17 protein-coding genes are annotated in these 14,942 nt (G+C 55.9%); 16 read left to right on the top strand and 1 reads right to left on the bottom strand.

Annotated features, from left to right (window positions below):
• Nucleotides 1-144 precede the first annotated feature (144 nt).
• The gene (locus Q4551_RS11380) at nt 145-1,173 is read right to left on the bottom strand and encodes a hypothetical protein (protein ID WP_303433959.1); all 1,029 of its coding nucleotides are present in this window, start codon (nt 1,171-1,173) and stop codon (nt 145-147) included.
• Between the two features lie 311 nt (nt 1,174-1,484).
• On the opposite strand from Q4551_RS11380, the gene Q4551_RS11375 reads away from it, so the two are divergent.
• The 16 genes from Q4551_RS11375 to Q4551_RS11300 all read left to right on the top strand — a co-directional run bounded on the left by Q4551_RS11375 (nt 1,485) and on the right by Q4551_RS11300 (nt 14,864).
• Entirely contained in the window at nt 1,485-2,282 is a 798-nt protein-coding gene (locus Q4551_RS11375) for an IclR family transcriptional regulator (RefSeq protein WP_303433958.1), read from the top strand.
• 377 nt (nt 2,283-2,659) lie between these two features.
• Nucleotides 2,660-3,535 carry an ABC transporter ATP-binding protein gene (locus tag Q4551_RS11370; RefSeq protein WP_303433957.1) on the top strand — a complete coding sequence of 292 codons (876 nt, stop codon included), beginning with the start codon at nt 2,660-2,662 and terminating at the stop codon, nt 3,533-3,535.
• A 71-nt stretch (nt 3,536-3,606) separates the two neighbouring features.
• Entirely contained in the window at nt 3,607-4,665 is a 1,059-nt protein-coding gene (locus tag Q4551_RS11365; RefSeq protein WP_303433956.1) for an ABC transporter substrate-binding protein, read from the top strand.
• 27 nt (nt 4,666-4,692) lie between these two features.
• The gene (locus Q4551_RS11360; RefSeq protein ID WP_303433955.1) at nt 4,693-5,463 is read left to right on the top strand and encodes an ABC transporter permease; all 771 of its coding nucleotides are present in this window, start codon (nt 4,693-4,695) and stop codon (nt 5,461-5,463) included.
• Between the two features lie 14 nt (nt 5,464-5,477).
• Nucleotides 5,478-6,242, top strand: coding sequence for an SDR family oxidoreductase (locus Q4551_RS11355; RefSeq protein ID WP_303433954.1), 765 nt, complete (start codon nt 5,478-5,480; stop codon nt 6,240-6,242).
• Nucleotides 6,243-6,289: 47 nt separating this feature from the next.
• Complete coding sequence (locus tag Q4551_RS11350) at nt 6,290-7,258, top strand: VOC family protein (protein WP_303433953.1); 969 nt, start codon at nt 6,290-6,292, stop codon at nt 7,256-7,258.
• 10 nt (nt 7,259-7,268) lie between these two features.
• Nucleotides 7,269-8,429 carry an FAD-dependent monooxygenase gene (locus tag Q4551_RS11345; RefSeq protein WP_303433952.1) on the top strand — a complete coding sequence of 387 codons (1,161 nt, stop codon included), beginning with the start codon at nt 7,269-7,271 and terminating at the stop codon, nt 8,427-8,429.
• Nucleotides 8,426-8,785 (top strand): hypothetical protein, encoded by a 360-nt coding sequence (locus tag Q4551_RS11340; protein WP_303433951.1) that lies wholly within the window; start codon nt 8,426-8,428, stop codon nt 8,783-8,785. The genes Q4551_RS11345 and Q4551_RS11340 overlap by 4 nt, the downstream gene beginning before the upstream one ends.
• Nucleotides 8,786-9,007 (top strand): recombinase-like helix-turn-helix domain-containing protein, encoded by a 222-nt coding sequence (locus Q4551_RS11335; protein ID WP_303433950.1) that lies wholly within the window; start codon nt 8,786-8,788, stop codon nt 9,005-9,007.
• A 27-nt stretch (nt 9,008-9,034) separates the two neighbouring features.
• Nucleotides 9,035-10,060, top strand: coding sequence for an aromatic ring-hydroxylating dioxygenase subunit alpha (locus tag Q4551_RS11330; RefSeq protein WP_303433948.1), 1,026 nt, complete (start codon nt 9,035-9,037; stop codon nt 10,058-10,060).
• 11 nt (nt 10,061-10,071) lie between these two features.
• Nucleotides 10,072-10,524 carry a RidA family protein gene (locus tag Q4551_RS11325; RefSeq protein ID WP_303433946.1) on the top strand — a complete coding sequence of 151 codons (453 nt, stop codon included), beginning with the start codon at nt 10,072-10,074 and terminating at the stop codon, nt 10,522-10,524.
• 12 nt (nt 10,525-10,536) lie between these two features.
• Nucleotides 10,537-11,508, top strand: a complete 972-nt coding sequence (locus tag Q4551_RS11320) for a PDR/VanB family oxidoreductase (protein WP_303433944.1) — start codon at nt 10,537-10,539, stop codon at nt 11,506-11,508.
• Nucleotides 11,509-11,777: 269 nt separating this feature from the next.
• Nucleotides 11,778-12,305: a cupin domain-containing protein gene (locus tag Q4551_RS11315; RefSeq protein WP_303433942.1), complete on the top strand. Its 528-nt coding sequence runs from the start codon at nt 11,778-11,780 to the stop codon at nt 12,303-12,305.
• A 29-nt stretch (nt 12,306-12,334) separates the two neighbouring features.
• Nucleotides 12,335-13,225 carry an alpha/beta fold hydrolase gene (locus tag Q4551_RS11310; RefSeq protein ID WP_303433940.1) on the top strand — a complete coding sequence of 297 codons (891 nt, stop codon included), beginning with the start codon at nt 12,335-12,337 and terminating at the stop codon, nt 13,223-13,225.
• Nucleotides 13,222-14,016 (top strand): SDR family oxidoreductase, encoded by a 795-nt coding sequence (locus Q4551_RS11305; protein WP_303433938.1) that lies wholly within the window; start codon nt 13,222-13,224, stop codon nt 14,014-14,016. The genes Q4551_RS11310 and Q4551_RS11305 overlap by 4 nt, the downstream gene beginning before the upstream one ends.
• Before the next feature lie 56 nt (nt 14,017-14,072).
• Nucleotides 14,073-14,864 carry an aspartate dehydrogenase gene (locus tag Q4551_RS11300; protein WP_303433936.1) on the top strand — a complete coding sequence of 264 codons (792 nt, stop codon included), beginning with the start codon at nt 14,073-14,075 and terminating at the stop codon, nt 14,862-14,864.
• The last annotated feature ends 78 nt before the right edge of the window (nt 14,865-14,942 follow it).

Genomic DNA, 14,942 nt, shown 5'->3' with positions numbered 1-14,942 from the left:
GAAGGTCTGGTAACGAAGAATAACCAGCCCTGCAGCAAGCGGATTTATCCTGCTGCATCGACCATCAGTGAACGGGGGAACCGTATTGATGACCTATGAAGCGCATCCCTGCGTTTCATATCTGTTTGGCTTGCGGGCTGCCAATCAGAATTTTACCTTGGTACCTACGCCGATATTGTCATTGTCGGAATCGCTGTATTTACCAGCTTCCATCCAGACTTCCAGCATCGGATCAACCTGATAGCTGACCTTGGCCAGTTTGGCGGTATCAGCGGTCAGCACACCGGCACTTGGCTCTTCACGGTTCTGCCAGGATACGGCCGCAGAGAATGCCCCATCGGTGTACTTGCCGGTAATGGCCTTGACGTTAAAGTCGGCACCGGCAGTGCCCATGGCGGTGTTTTTCTCGTACACACCGGCCAGACCAAAGTTGTCCCAGTTGTAGTGAGAAGCGACGACCAGACGTTTACGGTCATCGACGCCGTTGGAAATACCAGTCAATGACTTGTCATAGACCGACAGGTTGACACCAAACATAAAGCGGTCATCACGGTAAACACCGTGGATGATTTTCAGGTCATCGGCTTCGCCGGATTCGTTGGTTGTCGAGGCGTACACCATTTTGGCAAACATATGGTTCCAGACCGGTGTTTTGTAAACCAGGCCATCTTTGGACCATTTGGTTTGCGTCCACATCCGTGAGCCATTCGGTGCGCCGGTCGGGGTGCTGTCCTGGGTGTTGACTTCGAACACGTCAACCGCGGAGTAGAACTCAGAGTAAACCCCGGACATGGCGTCACCGAAGGCAAACAGACCGTATTTTGTGATCAGGGCTGCACCGGCGTAGCGAATGAAAATAGGGTCTTCGGTTGATGTGGAGCCGTAGTATTTACTCTCGGTACCGTCGGCTTCTGCAATCGGAGCAAAATCAGCCTCAAACTGATAGGCCAGCTTCATGCCGTTGCTCAGGAAGTGCATGCCCTTGAGGCCGACGATGCCTTCGTACAGGGTCGGTGTGGCGTCGACATCCTGACCAATGAAGTTGGTATCACTGAAATCAACGACGCGTGCACTCATGGTGCCGTAGACATGGGGTGGTTTGGTGTCTGCAATGGCCTGGGTCGAAAGAGCCAGGACACAAGCGCCAGTCAGAGCAGTTAGAGTCTGTTTCATGCAGATTTTCCCTCGGGTGCCGGTTGTTTGCGTTTCATATAAGAAACGGTGTTTTGTATTTAAAATAAAACTAAGTGTCAAACGGCCTCAGGTCAATTACTGAACGAGTAAAATTGTTGAGATTGCTGCTTTTCTCATCAAAATCGGCTTTTGGGCGATTGAATGGAATAAATCGTCCTGTTTTCCGCAGGATTACCACCGCTGCGGCATATATCGGTTTGACAAGCTTTGTCTCGCTGTGAGAATTTCCAGACCCGGAGTCGTGCCGCCAGCAGGATGGCAGGTATCGAACAGTGCATACGGAGCAAACCATGAGTGAAAAATCAGAAGGCCTGGAGCGGTATGTGGTACCGGGCCTTGAACGTGGGCTGAAGCTGCTGCTGGAATTTAACCGTCAGAATACCTTGCTGACGGCACCAGAATTGGCCAAACGGCTGGACTTGCCACGCACCACCGTTTTCCGGCTGCTGGCAACACTGGAAAGCATGGGCTTTGTGACGCGTCACGGGAATGAATACCGTTTGGGTATGGCGGTGTTACGGTTGGGCTTTGAATATCTGGCATCGCTGGAGTTGACGGAGCTGGGTCAGCCAATACTGAATCGCCTGAGTCAGGAAATAGGCTACAGTTGTAACCTGGTGGTGCGGGATGAACGCTCGATTGTGTATGTTGCCAAAGTGACGCCACCTACGATTTTGGCCAGCTCGGTCAACGTGGGGACTCGTCTGCCGGCTCATGCGACGGTGTTGGGGCGTATCCTGCTGGAAGATCTGAGTCTGGCGGAATTGCACGAGCTGTACCCAGAGGAACAGTTACCTGGCTATTCTGACAGTACACCGCGCACCGTGCCCGATTTGCATGCCATGGTGCAGCAAGACATGCAGCGCGGTTACGCGCTGAGTGAAGGGTTTTTCGAATCCAGCATTTCCACCATTGCGGCACCGGTACGGGATAGTACCGGCAAAGTGGTTGCGGCATTGGGAGCGACCATTCCTTCTGGTCATATCGATGACCAACTGCAGCCGCTGGTGAAGCTGGTGCGTAATAACGCCGATGAGCTGTCCCGCCTGCTGGGTTATACCAGGGGCCGACGAGCGCTTGAATACTGAATCAAGGATGTAGAACAGATCAGGCCTCGCAGATGCGGGGCTTTTTTTTGCCTGTTTGCCGTACGACGAGTGCCCCGGGCAGGCCATGGTGTGGATATGGCAAATACCTGCTCACTATTGGTGCGAGCACCCCTTGAGTGCGCGAAATTAGTGTGTCGTCTCGACACATTGAGCTGAAATGGTTACCTAGCTACCCATCAGGAGTCTGGCCGGATAACTTGGATGCACTCGTCTTGATTATATAACTTATTGAAAACAAAGAAATTTGTACTATTTTTTAGACTGTTACCCAAGGATCTTGACGGGCTGGCATTATATCTGCATTATAATTTCATATATAAATCAATAATTCATATCTGAAACAAAGGGTACTACCAATGACCTCAACCAGCCCTGTGTATGTCGTCAATGAATCCGCAAGCGGAGAGTCCACTGTGGCGGCTGGTCCTGATAGCTCGAACCATTCAAAACGGGTTGAAATTGAGTTTCGCGGTGTCAGCAAGGCGTTTGCACAAAAAGGCCAGAAAGATGCGCCTGCAGTGGTCAAGGATCTGACCTTTTCGATTCGTAAAGGCGAAGTCGTTTCACTGATCGGGCCATCTGGCTGTGGCAAGAGCACGCTGCTGAACATGGGCAGCGGATTGTACTCAGCCACCACGGGTACCGTGATGGTTGCCGGGCAGGAAGTCAAAGGCCCGGTCAAACGGGTAGCCTTTATGCTGCAAAAAGATTTACTGATGCCGTGGCGTACCATTCAGAAAAACGTGGAAGTCGGCATGGAAATCGCGCGGGTTCCCAAGGCCGAGCGTCAAGCTGTTGCCCAGGAAATGCTGCATAAATGCCATCTGGCCGGTTTTGAAAAACATTACCCTTTCCAGCTATCTGGCGGTATGCGTCAGCGGGCGGCATTGGCCCGTACTCTGGCGATGAAACCGGATGTACTGTTTCTGGATGAACCTTTCTCGGCGCTGGATGCCCAGACCAAAATGGTGCTGCAGCAGGATCTGGCCAACACTCTTTATAACGAACAGAAAACCGCTCTGTTTATTACCCACGATCTGGCCGAAGCCGTTGCGCTGTCGGACCGCATTCTGGTGATGAGCAGCCGTCCCGGCACCATTATCGAAGAAATCACCGTTGACCTTCCTCACCGCAACAATCCTCTCGAACGGCGCAAACTGGCGGGTACTGGTCCGTTGATCGGTCGCTTGATGGAGCTGCTGCATGTGGGTGATGAAGACGCCATGCACTGAGAGCCATAACTCTCTGAGCAATAACCCGAATACCGCAAGACACTGACCGACTGTACCCACAGGAGCATACGATGAAGCTGTTTAGCAAAAACCTCGCCAGAGTCACGATGGCCAGCGCGGCCATAATCTGGTCTGCCTTCTCTCAGGCAGAACTGAAGGAAATTACCTATTTGATGCCAGCTCCACCTACTTTGCCGGCATTTGCCCCCTGGACCCTGGCCCAATACAAGGGTTACTTCGAGAGTGAAAATCTGAAAGTGAATTTTGTCACCGCCCGTGGTGGTGTGGACGTTGCCAAACAGATTGGTACCGGTAACGCCATGGTGGGGGGGGCTATTGGTGATACGCCACTGATCGTGCGTGCCAATGGTATTCCGGTCAAGGCCGTAGCGGTATTGGGTGCAGGCAGCCTGACGGTATTGGCGACCGGTGATGATGCCGGTATCAAGAGCGTGGCTGATTTGAAAGGCAAAACCGTGACCGTGATGTCTTATTCCGACACGACTTATTACGCCTTGCTGGCGACGCTGAAAAAAGCTGGCCTCAGCAAGACCGATCTGGACATTCAGGCGGCAGGCCCGGCCGGTGTCTGGAAGCTGTTTGCAGCAGGTAAGGCGGATGCCATGGCCGGTGCGCCGGATTGGGTGGTTTCTGCTCGTGATGGCGGTCGCAGTGCCAGCCTGGTCGACGAAGCCAATATGTTCGACAGCATGGCTCAGGCCATTCTGGCCTCGGATGATGCGATCAAGAATCATCCTGACGTGGTGCAGGGCGTAGTGACTGCGACGCTGAAAGGCATGCGCGACATCATGGTCGATCCGAAGCAAGCCGCGATTGATTTTGCTGCTGCCGTGCCGTCATTCAAAGGTCGGGAAAGCTACCTTGAACGTGCCTTTATGCTGTTTAACGAGCGGGTTTACAAAAACCAGTTAATGCCTGGCCTGATTGACGAAAGCCGTTTGGCGGGTGTTGCCCGGTTCTACCTCGACGAAGGCATCGTCAAGCGTGAAGTACCGCTGCAAGACCTGTTCACCAACGAGTTCGCCAGAAACGCACGCCCTGGCAGCACGGTGACATCTCAGTCAGTCAAGCCGCACCTTCGGGCACCTGAAAAACATAACAATCTGTAATACCAACGTACACCGGGAGACCTAATCATGAATTACCGAACCATTGCTGGCAGCATCGCGATCCTGTTGGTGTTTTTGGCAAGCTGGGAGTGGGGTCCTGCGGCCATGGGTATGCCGGAATACGTGCTACCCAGCCTAAGCAATGTATGGCATGAGTTTTTCATCATGTGGCAACACAGTGAACTGCTCAAACATACCTTGATTACCGCCGCAGAAGTACTGCTCGGCTTTGGTATCGGGGCATTCCTCGGATTGGCAATCGGTGTGGCTCTGGGCTTGTCGCCAACTGCGGAAGCCATGTTGTCACCGTACATTCTGGCGCTGCAGATTGCCCCGAAAGTGGCCTTTGCTCCGCTGTTTGTGATGTGGCTGGGCTACACCATCTACCCGAAAATCCTGGTTGCCGTACTGATCGTGTTCTTCCCGGTCATGATCAATGTCTTGTCGGCGGTCCGTGCCGTTGACCCGGACATGGTCAATCTGATTCGCATCATGAACGCCAGTCGCTGGCAAATCTTCCGGCTGGTGGAATTTCCATCCGCGATGCCAGCCCTGTTCTCCGGCCTGCGTATTGCCTCCACTCTGGCGGTGATTGGCGTCACCGTTGGTGAATTGGTCGGCGGCAACCTGGGACTGGGCTACTTGCTGGTGGATTCCGAAGGGCAGGGTAATACCGCTGGGGTCTTTGTCGCCATTGTGGGCCTGACCGTGATTGGCATCGTGGCATACGCCGCGGTGGTGTTCGCAGAGAAGCGGGTACTGCATTACATGCCGAAAGCCAATCTGGCCACCGCGTAAGGATGGATGCAGCAATGAATACGGTTAACCAACTGCTGGATGGTCGCAAGATACTGGTCACCGGAGCCGCACGAGGCCTTGGTTTTGCCTTCGCCAAACAATTGGCACTGGCCGGTGCCGAGGTGGTGCTGGCCGACATTCTGGAAGCGCAGGTCATGGCTTCTGCTGCTGATCTTCGGGCATCCGGTCTGAACGCCACCGGCGTCAGCATCGATGTCCGTGATCCGTACGCTGTCGCCAGCGCTGTCTCACAGGCGATAGAGATTTTGGGTGGTCTGGATGGTCTGGTCAATAACGCCGCCATCACCAACTCCGGTGGCAAAACCACCGAAGAGCTGGATATGGATACCTGGAACCGGGTGATGGAAGTCAATGTCCGGGGCTGCTGGCTGGTCACCAACGCCTGTTTGCCGGCGCTGCGGGCCAGTGGCCGGGGCGCGATTGTGAACCTGGCGTCGGATACCGCGATCTGGGGTGCGCCCAGGTTGTTGGCCTATACCGCCAGCAAAGGGGCTGTGATGGCCATGACCCGCACGCTGGCGACCGAACTGGGTGACGACAATATCACCGTCAACGCTATCGCACCGGGACTGGTCGCTGTGGAAGCCACCGAATATGTACCGCAAGACCGCAAGGACCTGTATTGCCAGCAACGTCCATTAAAACGGACTCAAGTGCCGGAAGACGTGTGTGGCGCAGTGATTTTTGCCTTGTCGGATATGGCCCGTTTTATCACCGGCCAGACCCTGCCGGTGAACGGCGGTTTTGTGATGCCATGAATCGGGTGCAAACCTGATTAAAGCAAGCTCTGAGCAGGAACAGACGAATGAGTGTATTAGGAATTGATGAAATCACCTTCGGTGTTGAAGACCTGGCCTTGTGTCAGCAGTTTTTCAGCGATTGGGGGCTGACGTTGCTGAGTCAATCGGATACCGAACAGGTGTTCGAAACCTTGAACGGCTGTCGGGTCGTAATCAAGCACAAGGATGATCCATCCTTGCCTCCGGCGTTTGAAGAAGGCCCGACCCTGCGTGAAGTGGTCTGGGGGGTAGAGTCGGACGACGATATGGATCTGTACGCCGGACGCATGGTCACCAAGCCCGGTTTCTTCTCCACCACCGAGCGGGTTGGCTGTCTCGATCCGAACGGCATGGGCGTACGACTGCAAAAAAGCCGCAAACGGGCGGTAACGCTGGAATGTGTCGGCCATAACACCTGGGGTGAGCGCGGCCGTATCAATACACCAAGCCCGGTGTACGACAAGGCAACACCGATCGAAGTCGGTCACGTGGTGTTTTTTGTCAAGGACGTCAACGCCTGCGAAGCGTTTTACCGGGATACCTTCGGCTTTGTGATTTCCGACCGTTACCCCAACAAAGGCGCTTTTATGCGCTGCTCGGAAGAAGGCAGTCACCACAATATCTTTTTGCTGCAGCCGCCCGAACCACGCGCCGGACTCAACCACGTCGCCTTTACGGTACGGGATCTGCACGAAGTCTTTGGCGGCGGCATGAATGTGTCACGGTTAGGGTGGGATACCGAACTGGGCCCCGGCCGTCACCCGATTTCATCGGCCTTTTTCTGGTACTTCCGCAATCCGGCCGGTGCGCTGGTGGAGTACTACGCTGACGAAGACTTGCTGACCGCTGAATGGCAGCCTCGCGAGTTTGAGCCTGGCCCGACCGTGTTCGCCGAATGGGCGATTTCCGGCGGCATCGACGGCAATACCCGGCGTCAGGCCAATGGCCCGCAAGCCGCCAGCAAAACTTTTATCACTGCCCGCGAAAAATCGTAAGGAGCTGGTTATGGAAAAGCTATCGATTGGTGTTGTGGGTGGTGGTATTGGTGGATTGACCGCTGCCATTGCCCTGCAGAGAATGGGGCATCGTGTCACTGTTTATGAACAGTCGAAGGCGTACGCCCGTATCGGAGCCGACATCAACCTGACCCCGAATGCCGTCAAGGCACTGGATGGCCTGGGTCTGAACGACGCGATTCGCAAAACTGCCGCACGTCCGACCCACCGTATCAGCCGGATGTGGGACAGCGGTAAAGAGACCTCACGACTGGCGATGTCGAATGAAGCCGAACTCAAATACGGCGCACCACAGCTGACCATTCACCGGGCCGACCTGTTGGTGGCGCTGGCGGATGCCTTTGATATCCAGAATGTCGTCTTCAACGCCCGTATCGATCAAATCACTGAACTGCCTGGTGCCGGTGTGCGTGTAACCACCACCAGCGGCCGCTGCGATGAACTGGATGTGGTGATTGGTGCCGACGGTATTCACTCCGCGGTTCGTGCTTATTTGTTTGGAGCCGAACAGCCGCGCTTTACCGGTGTGGTTGCCTATCGTGCGGTCGTGCCGGCAGAACAGCTGCAAGACCTGCCCGATATCCAGGCGTTCACCAAATGGTGGGGTGAAACTCCGGAAAGCCAGATCGTCACTTTCCCGCTGAATCAGGGCAAGGACATCTTTATCTTCGCCACCACCGCACAAGACAGCTGGACGGAAGAAAGCTGGACTGGCGCAGGTGACTGTGACGAATTACGCAGCCACTACACTCATTTTCATCCACAGGCCCGGGCCTTGCTGGATCGTTGTGATGACGTGCTGAAAACCGCCCTGTACGAACGGGACCCTCTGCAATACTGGAGCAAAGGCCGGATTGCCCTGCTGGGCGATGCCTGTCATCCGATGATGCCGTTTATGGCCCAGGGTGCCGGTCAGGCGATTGAAGACGCCATCGTATTGGCGCGGGCGCTGGAGCACGCCAGCAACGGCGACGAAGCAGCAGCGGCTTTACACCTGTATCAGGCGGTGCGTCAGGATCGTGCGCGCCAGATCCAGATTGGTTCGCGCTCCAACCAATGGCTCAAGAACGCGGGCAGTGCCGACTGGGTTTATGGTTATGACGCCTGGACGGTACCCCTGCAAGGCACTGCAGAAGAAGTGACAGCATGAATAGTGAATCTCAGGAGCTGACACAGGATACCCAGCCAGCACAGGACACCATGTTGCTGACGGTATTGCTGAAGCATGATCAGTCAAAAAACCTGGAAGACATCCAGAGCCATATGAAAAAAATGGACTGGTGGGAACGTTTTCCAGTGGCCGGGGTAGAGGTTGTTTCCTGGACCGTGGCCATGGGCCTGGGGCAAATTGTGACCTTGCGATTGCCACCGGCCTTACTGCCCAAAATCAACGTAGAACTGGAGCGCTCCGCCTGGGGCGTATTCCGCACCGAATGTTACCCGACGTATGACTTTGTACCGGTACGCGCCATGATCCGCGAACGTGTACAGAATGGAGGACAATAAATGAAAGCACCGTATCTGGAGCCCCATCAGGCTCGCACCCGTGATAACACACCCTTTGAAGACCTGCTGGCCGATTCGATTGAGCGTGCATTCGGAGAACAAATTCACGACCTGGATGGCCTGGTGAATTTCCTCAATGTGGTTGGCCCACCGTGCCCGACAGCCACTGGTCTGTGGACCGAAGAGTCTTATAAAACCCTGATGAGCAAGCTGGGCGAGTAACGCGGCATAGCAGAGAGAGAATCAAGTATGAACATCATTCAAACCAGCGCCGATCCGGTCGAAAAAATTCTTCAGCAAGGCATCAAGGATCGTTGGTATCCGGTGCTGCCATCCGACCAGCTGACGGCTGACAAACCGGTCTCGTTGCGGATTCTGGGCTACAAGATTGCGTTGTGGCGCGATACCGACAATACCGCGCATGCGGTCGAAGACCACTGCCCACACCGGGGTGCACCCTTGTCTCTGGGAGCCAACCTTGGCGACCGGTTGCAGTGCCCGTATCACGGCGTCGAAGTGGACTGCAGTGGTAAAGTCCGCAAGGTACCGGGCAGCCCGGGCTGCAAACTGGAAGGTAGCAGACCGACCCGTCGTTTTCACACCCAGGAAGTTGCCGGTGCGATCTTTCTTTATAACGCCGTCGATCCACAGCTGGAAACGCCACCAGAGCTGATCCTGCCAGAGCAGCTGACCTCGGACGAATACTCCAGCTTCCTGTGCTACTGCGAATGGAAAGCCGATTACCGTTATGTACTGGATAACGTGGCTGATCCGATGCACGGGGCTTTCCTGCACAAAATGTCGCATTCCATGTCGGAAGGCGAAACCCAGGCCAAATTTGTAACCACCGATACTGACCACGGTTTTATCTTCGAGAAAGAAGGCCAGCGTGGCGTCAACTTCGACTGGAGTGAATTTGCCGATACCAACCTGATGTGGCAACGGCTGGAAATTCCCTATCCCAAGACCGGTGGGCCTGGTGGCAACTTCCATATTATCGGTATGTACGTTCCCCTGAATCCACAGCTGGCAGGCGTGTTCCACTGGCGTTGTCGCCCGCTGACCGGCTGGCAGGAAGATACCTGGCGCTTCTTGTACAAGAACCGTCTGGAAGCCCGTCACTGGCACGTGCTGGAGCAAGACCGGGTTGCCCTTGAAGCCATGGAGCCGGACGCCAACCAGCGTGAAATGCTGTACCAGCACGATCTTGGACTGGTGCGTTTGCGTCGTTATATGAAAAACCTGGCCAAGCAAGAACTGGAAGCCAGCAAGTAGGCGGAATTGAGATGACGGATATGAACAACCTGGTCGCCCATGTTCGGGCAGACAGCGTCCCGGAGCTGGCTACCGCCAGCTGGTCCAATGCCCTGTTACTGGGGCGGGAGCTGGTGACATCCGGCATGACCGGCCACCCGGCGACTCGTCAAGCCGCGGCGGCGGGTGAGCCACTGGATGCGTACCAGCAAACCCTGGTGGTTTTGGGCAAGATCCAGGCTCTGGCGGAAGCGGCCGGTGGTCATATCGGCAACATCTACCGGCTGACGGTGTACGTGACGGATATTCGCGATAAAGACGCCATCAGCCGCGCCCGCAAGGATTTTTTTGTGGGGCAATCGGTATACCCGACCTCCACCCTGGTGGAAGTGTCCGGGTTGGTATTTCCGGAGTTGTGCGTCGAAATCGAAGCCGGTATTCATCTGGATGCCGACCTTGGCAACACGATCAAACAGGCTGATTAACGGAGCCGGACTATGAGCAATGAAACTCTCACCGCATTGGTGTCCCAGATACGCTACGAAGCGGAAGGCATCATCAGTATCGAACTGCGTCCCGAGCCCGGGGCTGCCGATTTTCCGGCGTTTACGGCCGGTTCGCATATTGATCTGAACTTGCCCAACGGCATGGTGCGCAGCTACTCACTGTATAACTCACCGGCGGAGCCAAACCGCTATGTGGTGGGCATCCTGCGAGACAAAAAGAGTCGCGGTGGCTCAGAGTGGGTGCATCGCCAGTTGCGGGTGGGCACCCGGCTGGCCATCAGCGCTCCGCGGAACAACTTCCCGCTGCAGCCGCATAATGGCCACAGCGTGCTGGTCGCGGGTGGCATTGGGATCACCCCGGTGCTGTGTATGTTCCGTGAGTTGCTGCAACAAGGGCAATCGGCGGAACTGATCTATTGCGCCCGCACTCGCTCAGAGGCTGCTTTTATTGCTGAAATCGAGGCACTGACGGCAGAGCTGGGCGGGACTGTCCGCTTCCGCTTTGACGACGAAGCCGGTACACCGCCCAATCTTGAACAGCTGTTGCAAGGTCAGGCGGCCTCCACCCACTTCTACTGTTGTGGCCCGACGCCGATGCTGGATGCGTTTGAAGCCGCTTGTGCCCAGTTGAACCATGCCAATGTGCATATCGAACGTTTTGCCGCCGTCGAGATTGCGGCGTCGGACGATGCCCGCAGCAGCTATGTAGTGGAATTGGCCAGGTCCGGCCAGATTATCCAGATCAACCCGGGCGACAGCTTGCTGGAACGGCTGGAAGGCGAAGGGCTTGACCTTGATTGCTCCTGTCGTGAAGGCGTTTGTGGTGCTTGTGAAGTGGCAGTGCTGGAAGGCGAGATTGATCACCGCGATGGCGTGTTGACCAAAGCCGAACGGGCCGCCAACAACACCATGATGATCTGTGTGTCGGGTTGTAAATCAAGCAAGTTGGTGCTGGATATCTGATCGGTTGATCGCTGCCGTACGGCGGTAGCGACAAAGACGACGAAACAGTCACGACTGGTCAGATTTTCACCTTGACCGAGGGCGGAAATCTGCCTAGCATGTTTCATATAAAGACTGATGTTTTAAATATAAAACAAATGTCGCATAATAAGTACGACCGCGTTATGGATCATGATCCCCGTAACGCAAGCCGCCGAGGGTACGGCAGCAGACCAGTCGGGCCGCTTTATCGCCCGCCACATATGGTGAACTAACCTGAGGAAAACAGCATGTCTGAGACATTCGAAAGCTGGAACAAGCCAGCAGAAACAAGCCTTGAAGACTTCATGGCTGGCCGGATTGCCCGCAAGGAAAATCGTACCTACGATTTTAATGCACTGAAATTCCAGGCAGATTACGACCCCAAATACCGCCGTGCCCAAATGCGCTACATGGGCACCGGTGCTGCCGGTGTAACCAGCGATACCAACACCGTGCCATCGGAACATTTCACCTTCTCCACCATGTTGTTACCGGCGCAGTGTGAAGGCCCGCTGCACTTGCACGACGATGTTGAAGAAGTGTTCTTTATGTTGCGTGGTTCGATCCGTTTGACGATGGAACTGAACGGCGAGACCTGTGAGACCGTCTTGAACGAACGTGATCTGGTGTCGATTCCACCAGGCATCTACCGGGGTCTGTACAACTTCACCCAGGAAGACGCGCTGATGTGTGTGATGCTGGGAACGCCGAAGCCGGTGATCCCGACCTATCCGGCCGATCACCCGCTGTCACAGATCAAACGCGATAAAAAATAAGCTCAATTGTCGGGAGCCAGAGCATAGCCATGAACACAGCCACATGTACTACCACATTGATTCAACAACTCGACGACTTTCCCCGTCAGAGCATCCGGCTGGGCGACGTTAACCAGTCCTGGCGCGAGTCTGGCCCGGAGAGTGGTGGTAATGGTGAGGTGCTGGTGTTACTGCATGGTATCAGCTCGGGTTCCGGCTCTTGGGTGCAACAATTGGCCGCACTGGAAACTGACTGCCGGGTGCTGGCCTGGGATGCCCCCGGATATGGCGACAGTGATGACCTGAGCGTAACCGGGGCCAACGCCAACGCTAAAGACTATGCCGAACGGCTGGCTCATTGGCTGGATGCGCTGGGTATTCAACGTTGCTGGCTGGTTGGCCACTCGCTGGGTGCCATGGTTGCCGCCGCCTTTGCTGCCCGTTATCCGCAGCGTCTGGCCGGTTTGATGCTGGCCAGTCCGGCCCAGGGGTATGGTCAAGCCGATGCTGAAACCCGGGAACGGGTGTACCGTCAACGCCCAACCATGCTGGCACAATTGGGGCCTGCCGGATTGGCTGCACAACGTGCCGCCGCACTGGTTTCTGTTAATGCCAGCGCCGCACAGGTGAGCCTGGTTGCCGATGGCATGCGCCAGCTGCGTTTGTCCGGCTTTCAGGCCGCTTCCTGGCTGTTGGCCAACGATGATATCTGGTCGTACTTGCCCGTCGATGTTGAGTCTCGCCGGGTCATCTGTGGCGCTGCCGATACCATCACTCCACCGCAGGCCGCCCGGCAATTGGCCAGCGACCTGGATACTACCGAATTTGTTGAAATCGCCGCCGCAGGCCACGCCTGTTATGTCGAAGCCGCGGCGGCAGTGAATCAGGCGCTGAAGGACTGGATGTCTTCGGCGACCTCCCGGACAGGTACCTCGTTATGAGTTTTATGCTGAAAGATCGTGTTGTGGTTGTCACCGGCGGCTCCTCTGGTATTGGCCTGGAAACCGTCCGGCTGCTGCTGCAGGAACAAGCCAAAGTTGCCTGGTGTGGCCGTAACGAAGAGCGTCTGCTGGCCTCGGAAGACGCGATGCGTACCGCCTTCCCTGATGGCCAGTTTATGACCCGGGTTTGCGATGTTCTGAACGCCGACGACGTTGCCACGTTTGCCGAAGCGGTCAAGACGCAGCTGGGCAACACCGACTGCCTGATCAATAACGCCGGGCAAGGGCGGGTTTCCGGCTTTGATAACACCAGCGACGATGACTGGATGGCCGAAACCGGATTAAAACTGTTTGGCGTGATCCGTCCGGTACGGGCTTTTATGAATCAGTTGCTGGCATCGGGAATGGGTTCTGTCACCAATGTGAACTCCTTGCTGGCGAAACAACCGGAGCCACACATGATGGCGACTTCCGCAGCGCGAGCAGCGTTGCTGAATTTTACCCACTCACTGGCCCACGAGTATGCGCCAAAGGGCGTAAGGGTAAATTCAATTCTGCTCGGTATGGTGGAGTCTGGCCAATGGCGTCGCCGCTATCTGGATCGATCCGATACCGATGCCAGCTGGGAACAGTGGACCGGGGCAATTGCCAACAAGCGAGGCATTCCGATGGGTCGACTGGGTCGTCCGGAAGAACCGGCCCGGGCGCTGGTTTTTCTGGCCTCGCCCTTGGCCTCGTACACCACCGGCTCAACCCTGGATGTCTCCGGCGGTTTTGCCAAACAGATTTGAATTGTCGCTGACTCAGCCAGCGACCTGCAGACGGTAATCAGACCGGGAACCGACACATGAAACAACTGATGATGATTGGCTTTGGAGCCATGGCAGAAGAAGTACTGGCGTTACTGCCAGAAGGCTTGCGCCTGGGCTGGGTCGTGACCACAGAGCGCAGCCGCGAGCGTATCGCCGCGCAACTGGGCGATCAGGTACAGGTAATTACGGCCATTGCGGCATGTGATGGCCAGCCCGATCTGGTTTTGGAATGTGCCGGTCAGCCGGGTATTCGCGCCCATGGTGTCGAAGTGCTGAAACGTGGCTGGGACCTGATGATGATTTCGATTGGTGCGCTGGCGGATCGTCAGCTGGCGGATCAACTGCAAGCAGCCGCGACGGTGGGTAACGCCCGTTTGCATGCCCTGCCTGGTGCCATTGCCGGTATCGACGGTCTGGCTGCGGCCCGTGAAGGTGGTCTGGATCAGGTGACCTATACCTGCCGTAAAAGCCCGCAAAGCTGGCGTGGCAGCCCGGCAGAAAAACTGATCGACCTGGCGTGTGTTGAACAGCCGCAGGTGTTTTTTGAAGGCAGCGCTCGGCAAGCCGCGCTGACTTTTCCGGCCAATGCCAATGTCGCCGCAACGATCGCGCTGGCCAGTCTAGGTCTGGACGACACTCGGGTGCAGCTGGTGGTGGACCCGACGACGACCACCAACCAACACCAGATTTCAGCCCGTGGCCGGTTTGGTGAAATGAGCATCCAGCTGTGTGGCAAACCACTGGAACGTAACCCGAAAACCTCGACCCTGGCGGCGTTGAGTGTGGTCCGGGCCTGTCGCCAGAGTGTGTCGACGATCGTGATCTAGTTCGTCGTCCCGTACTGGGCAAGTTAACCCGATGTGCAAAAAAAGATTCCCGAGTGGGAAGGGGCTCCCCTTGCCGTT

Origin of the sequence: Oceanobacter sp. 5_MG-2023 (assembly GCF_030548165.1) — a bacterium.
In the GTDB taxonomy this organism is placed as follows: Bacteria; Pseudomonadota; Gammaproteobacteria; order Pseudomonadales; family Oceanobacteraceae; genus Oceanobacter.
This window is presented reverse-complemented; position numbering and strand designations above follow the sequence as displayed.

Bases quoted from the DNA above. Each gene is read 5' to 3' on its own strand.
- Q4551_RS11340 (WP_303433951.1), top strand. From the start codon at position 8,426: ATGAATAGTGAATCTCAGGAGCTGACACAGGATACCCAGCCAGCACAG.
- Q4551_RS11305 (WP_303433938.1), top strand. From the start codon at position 13,222: ATGAGTTTTATGCTGAAAGATCGTGTTGTGGTTGTCACCGGCGGCTCC.
- Q4551_RS11360 (WP_303433955.1), top strand. From the start codon at position 4,693: ATGAATTACCGAACCATTGCTGGCAGCATCGCGATCCTGTTGGTGTTT.
- Q4551_RS11365 (WP_303433956.1), top strand. From the start codon at position 3,607: ATGAAGCTGTTTAGCAAAAACCTCGCCAGAGTCACGATGGCCAGCGCG.
- Q4551_RS11370 (WP_303433957.1), top strand. From the start codon at position 2,660: ATGACCTCAACCAGCCCTGTGTATGTCGTCAATGAATCCGCAAGCGGA.
- Q4551_RS11310 (WP_303433940.1), top strand. From the start codon at position 12,335: ATGAACACAGCCACATGTACTACCACATTGATTCAACAACTCGACGAC.
- Q4551_RS11350 (WP_303433953.1), top strand. From the start codon at position 6,290: ATGAGTGTATTAGGAATTGATGAAATCACCTTCGGTGTTGAAGACCTG.
- Q4551_RS11325 (WP_303433946.1), top strand. From the start codon at position 10,072: ATGACGGATATGAACAACCTGGTCGCCCATGTTCGGGCAGACAGCGTC.
- Q4551_RS11355 (WP_303433954.1), top strand. From the start codon at position 5,478: ATGAATACGGTTAACCAACTGCTGGATGGTCGCAAGATACTGGTCACC.
- Q4551_RS11375 (WP_303433958.1), top strand. From the start codon at position 1,485: ATGAGTGAAAAATCAGAAGGCCTGGAGCGGTATGTGGTACCGGGCCTT.
- Q4551_RS11300 (WP_303433936.1), top strand. From the start codon at position 14,073: ATGAAACAACTGATGATGATTGGCTTTGGAGCCATGGCAGAAGAAGTA.
- Q4551_RS11330 (WP_303433948.1), top strand. From the start codon at position 9,035: ATGAACATCATTCAAACCAGCGCCGATCCGGTCGAAAAAATTCTTCAG.
- Q4551_RS11335 (WP_303433950.1), top strand. From the start codon at position 8,786: ATGAAAGCACCGTATCTGGAGCCCCATCAGGCTCGCACCCGTGATAAC.
- Q4551_RS11320 (WP_303433944.1), top strand. From the start codon at position 10,537: ATGAGCAATGAAACTCTCACCGCATTGGTGTCCCAGATACGCTACGAA.
- Q4551_RS11345 (WP_303433952.1), top strand. From the start codon at position 7,269: ATGGAAAAGCTATCGATTGGTGTTGTGGGTGGTGGTATTGGTGGATTG.
- Q4551_RS11315 (WP_303433942.1), top strand. From the start codon at position 11,778: ATGTCTGAGACATTCGAAAGCTGGAACAAGCCAGCAGAAACAAGCCTT.
- Q4551_RS11380 (WP_303433959.1), bottom strand. From the start codon at position 1,173: ATGAAACAGACTCTAACTGCTCTGACTGGCGCTTGTGTCCTGGCTCTT.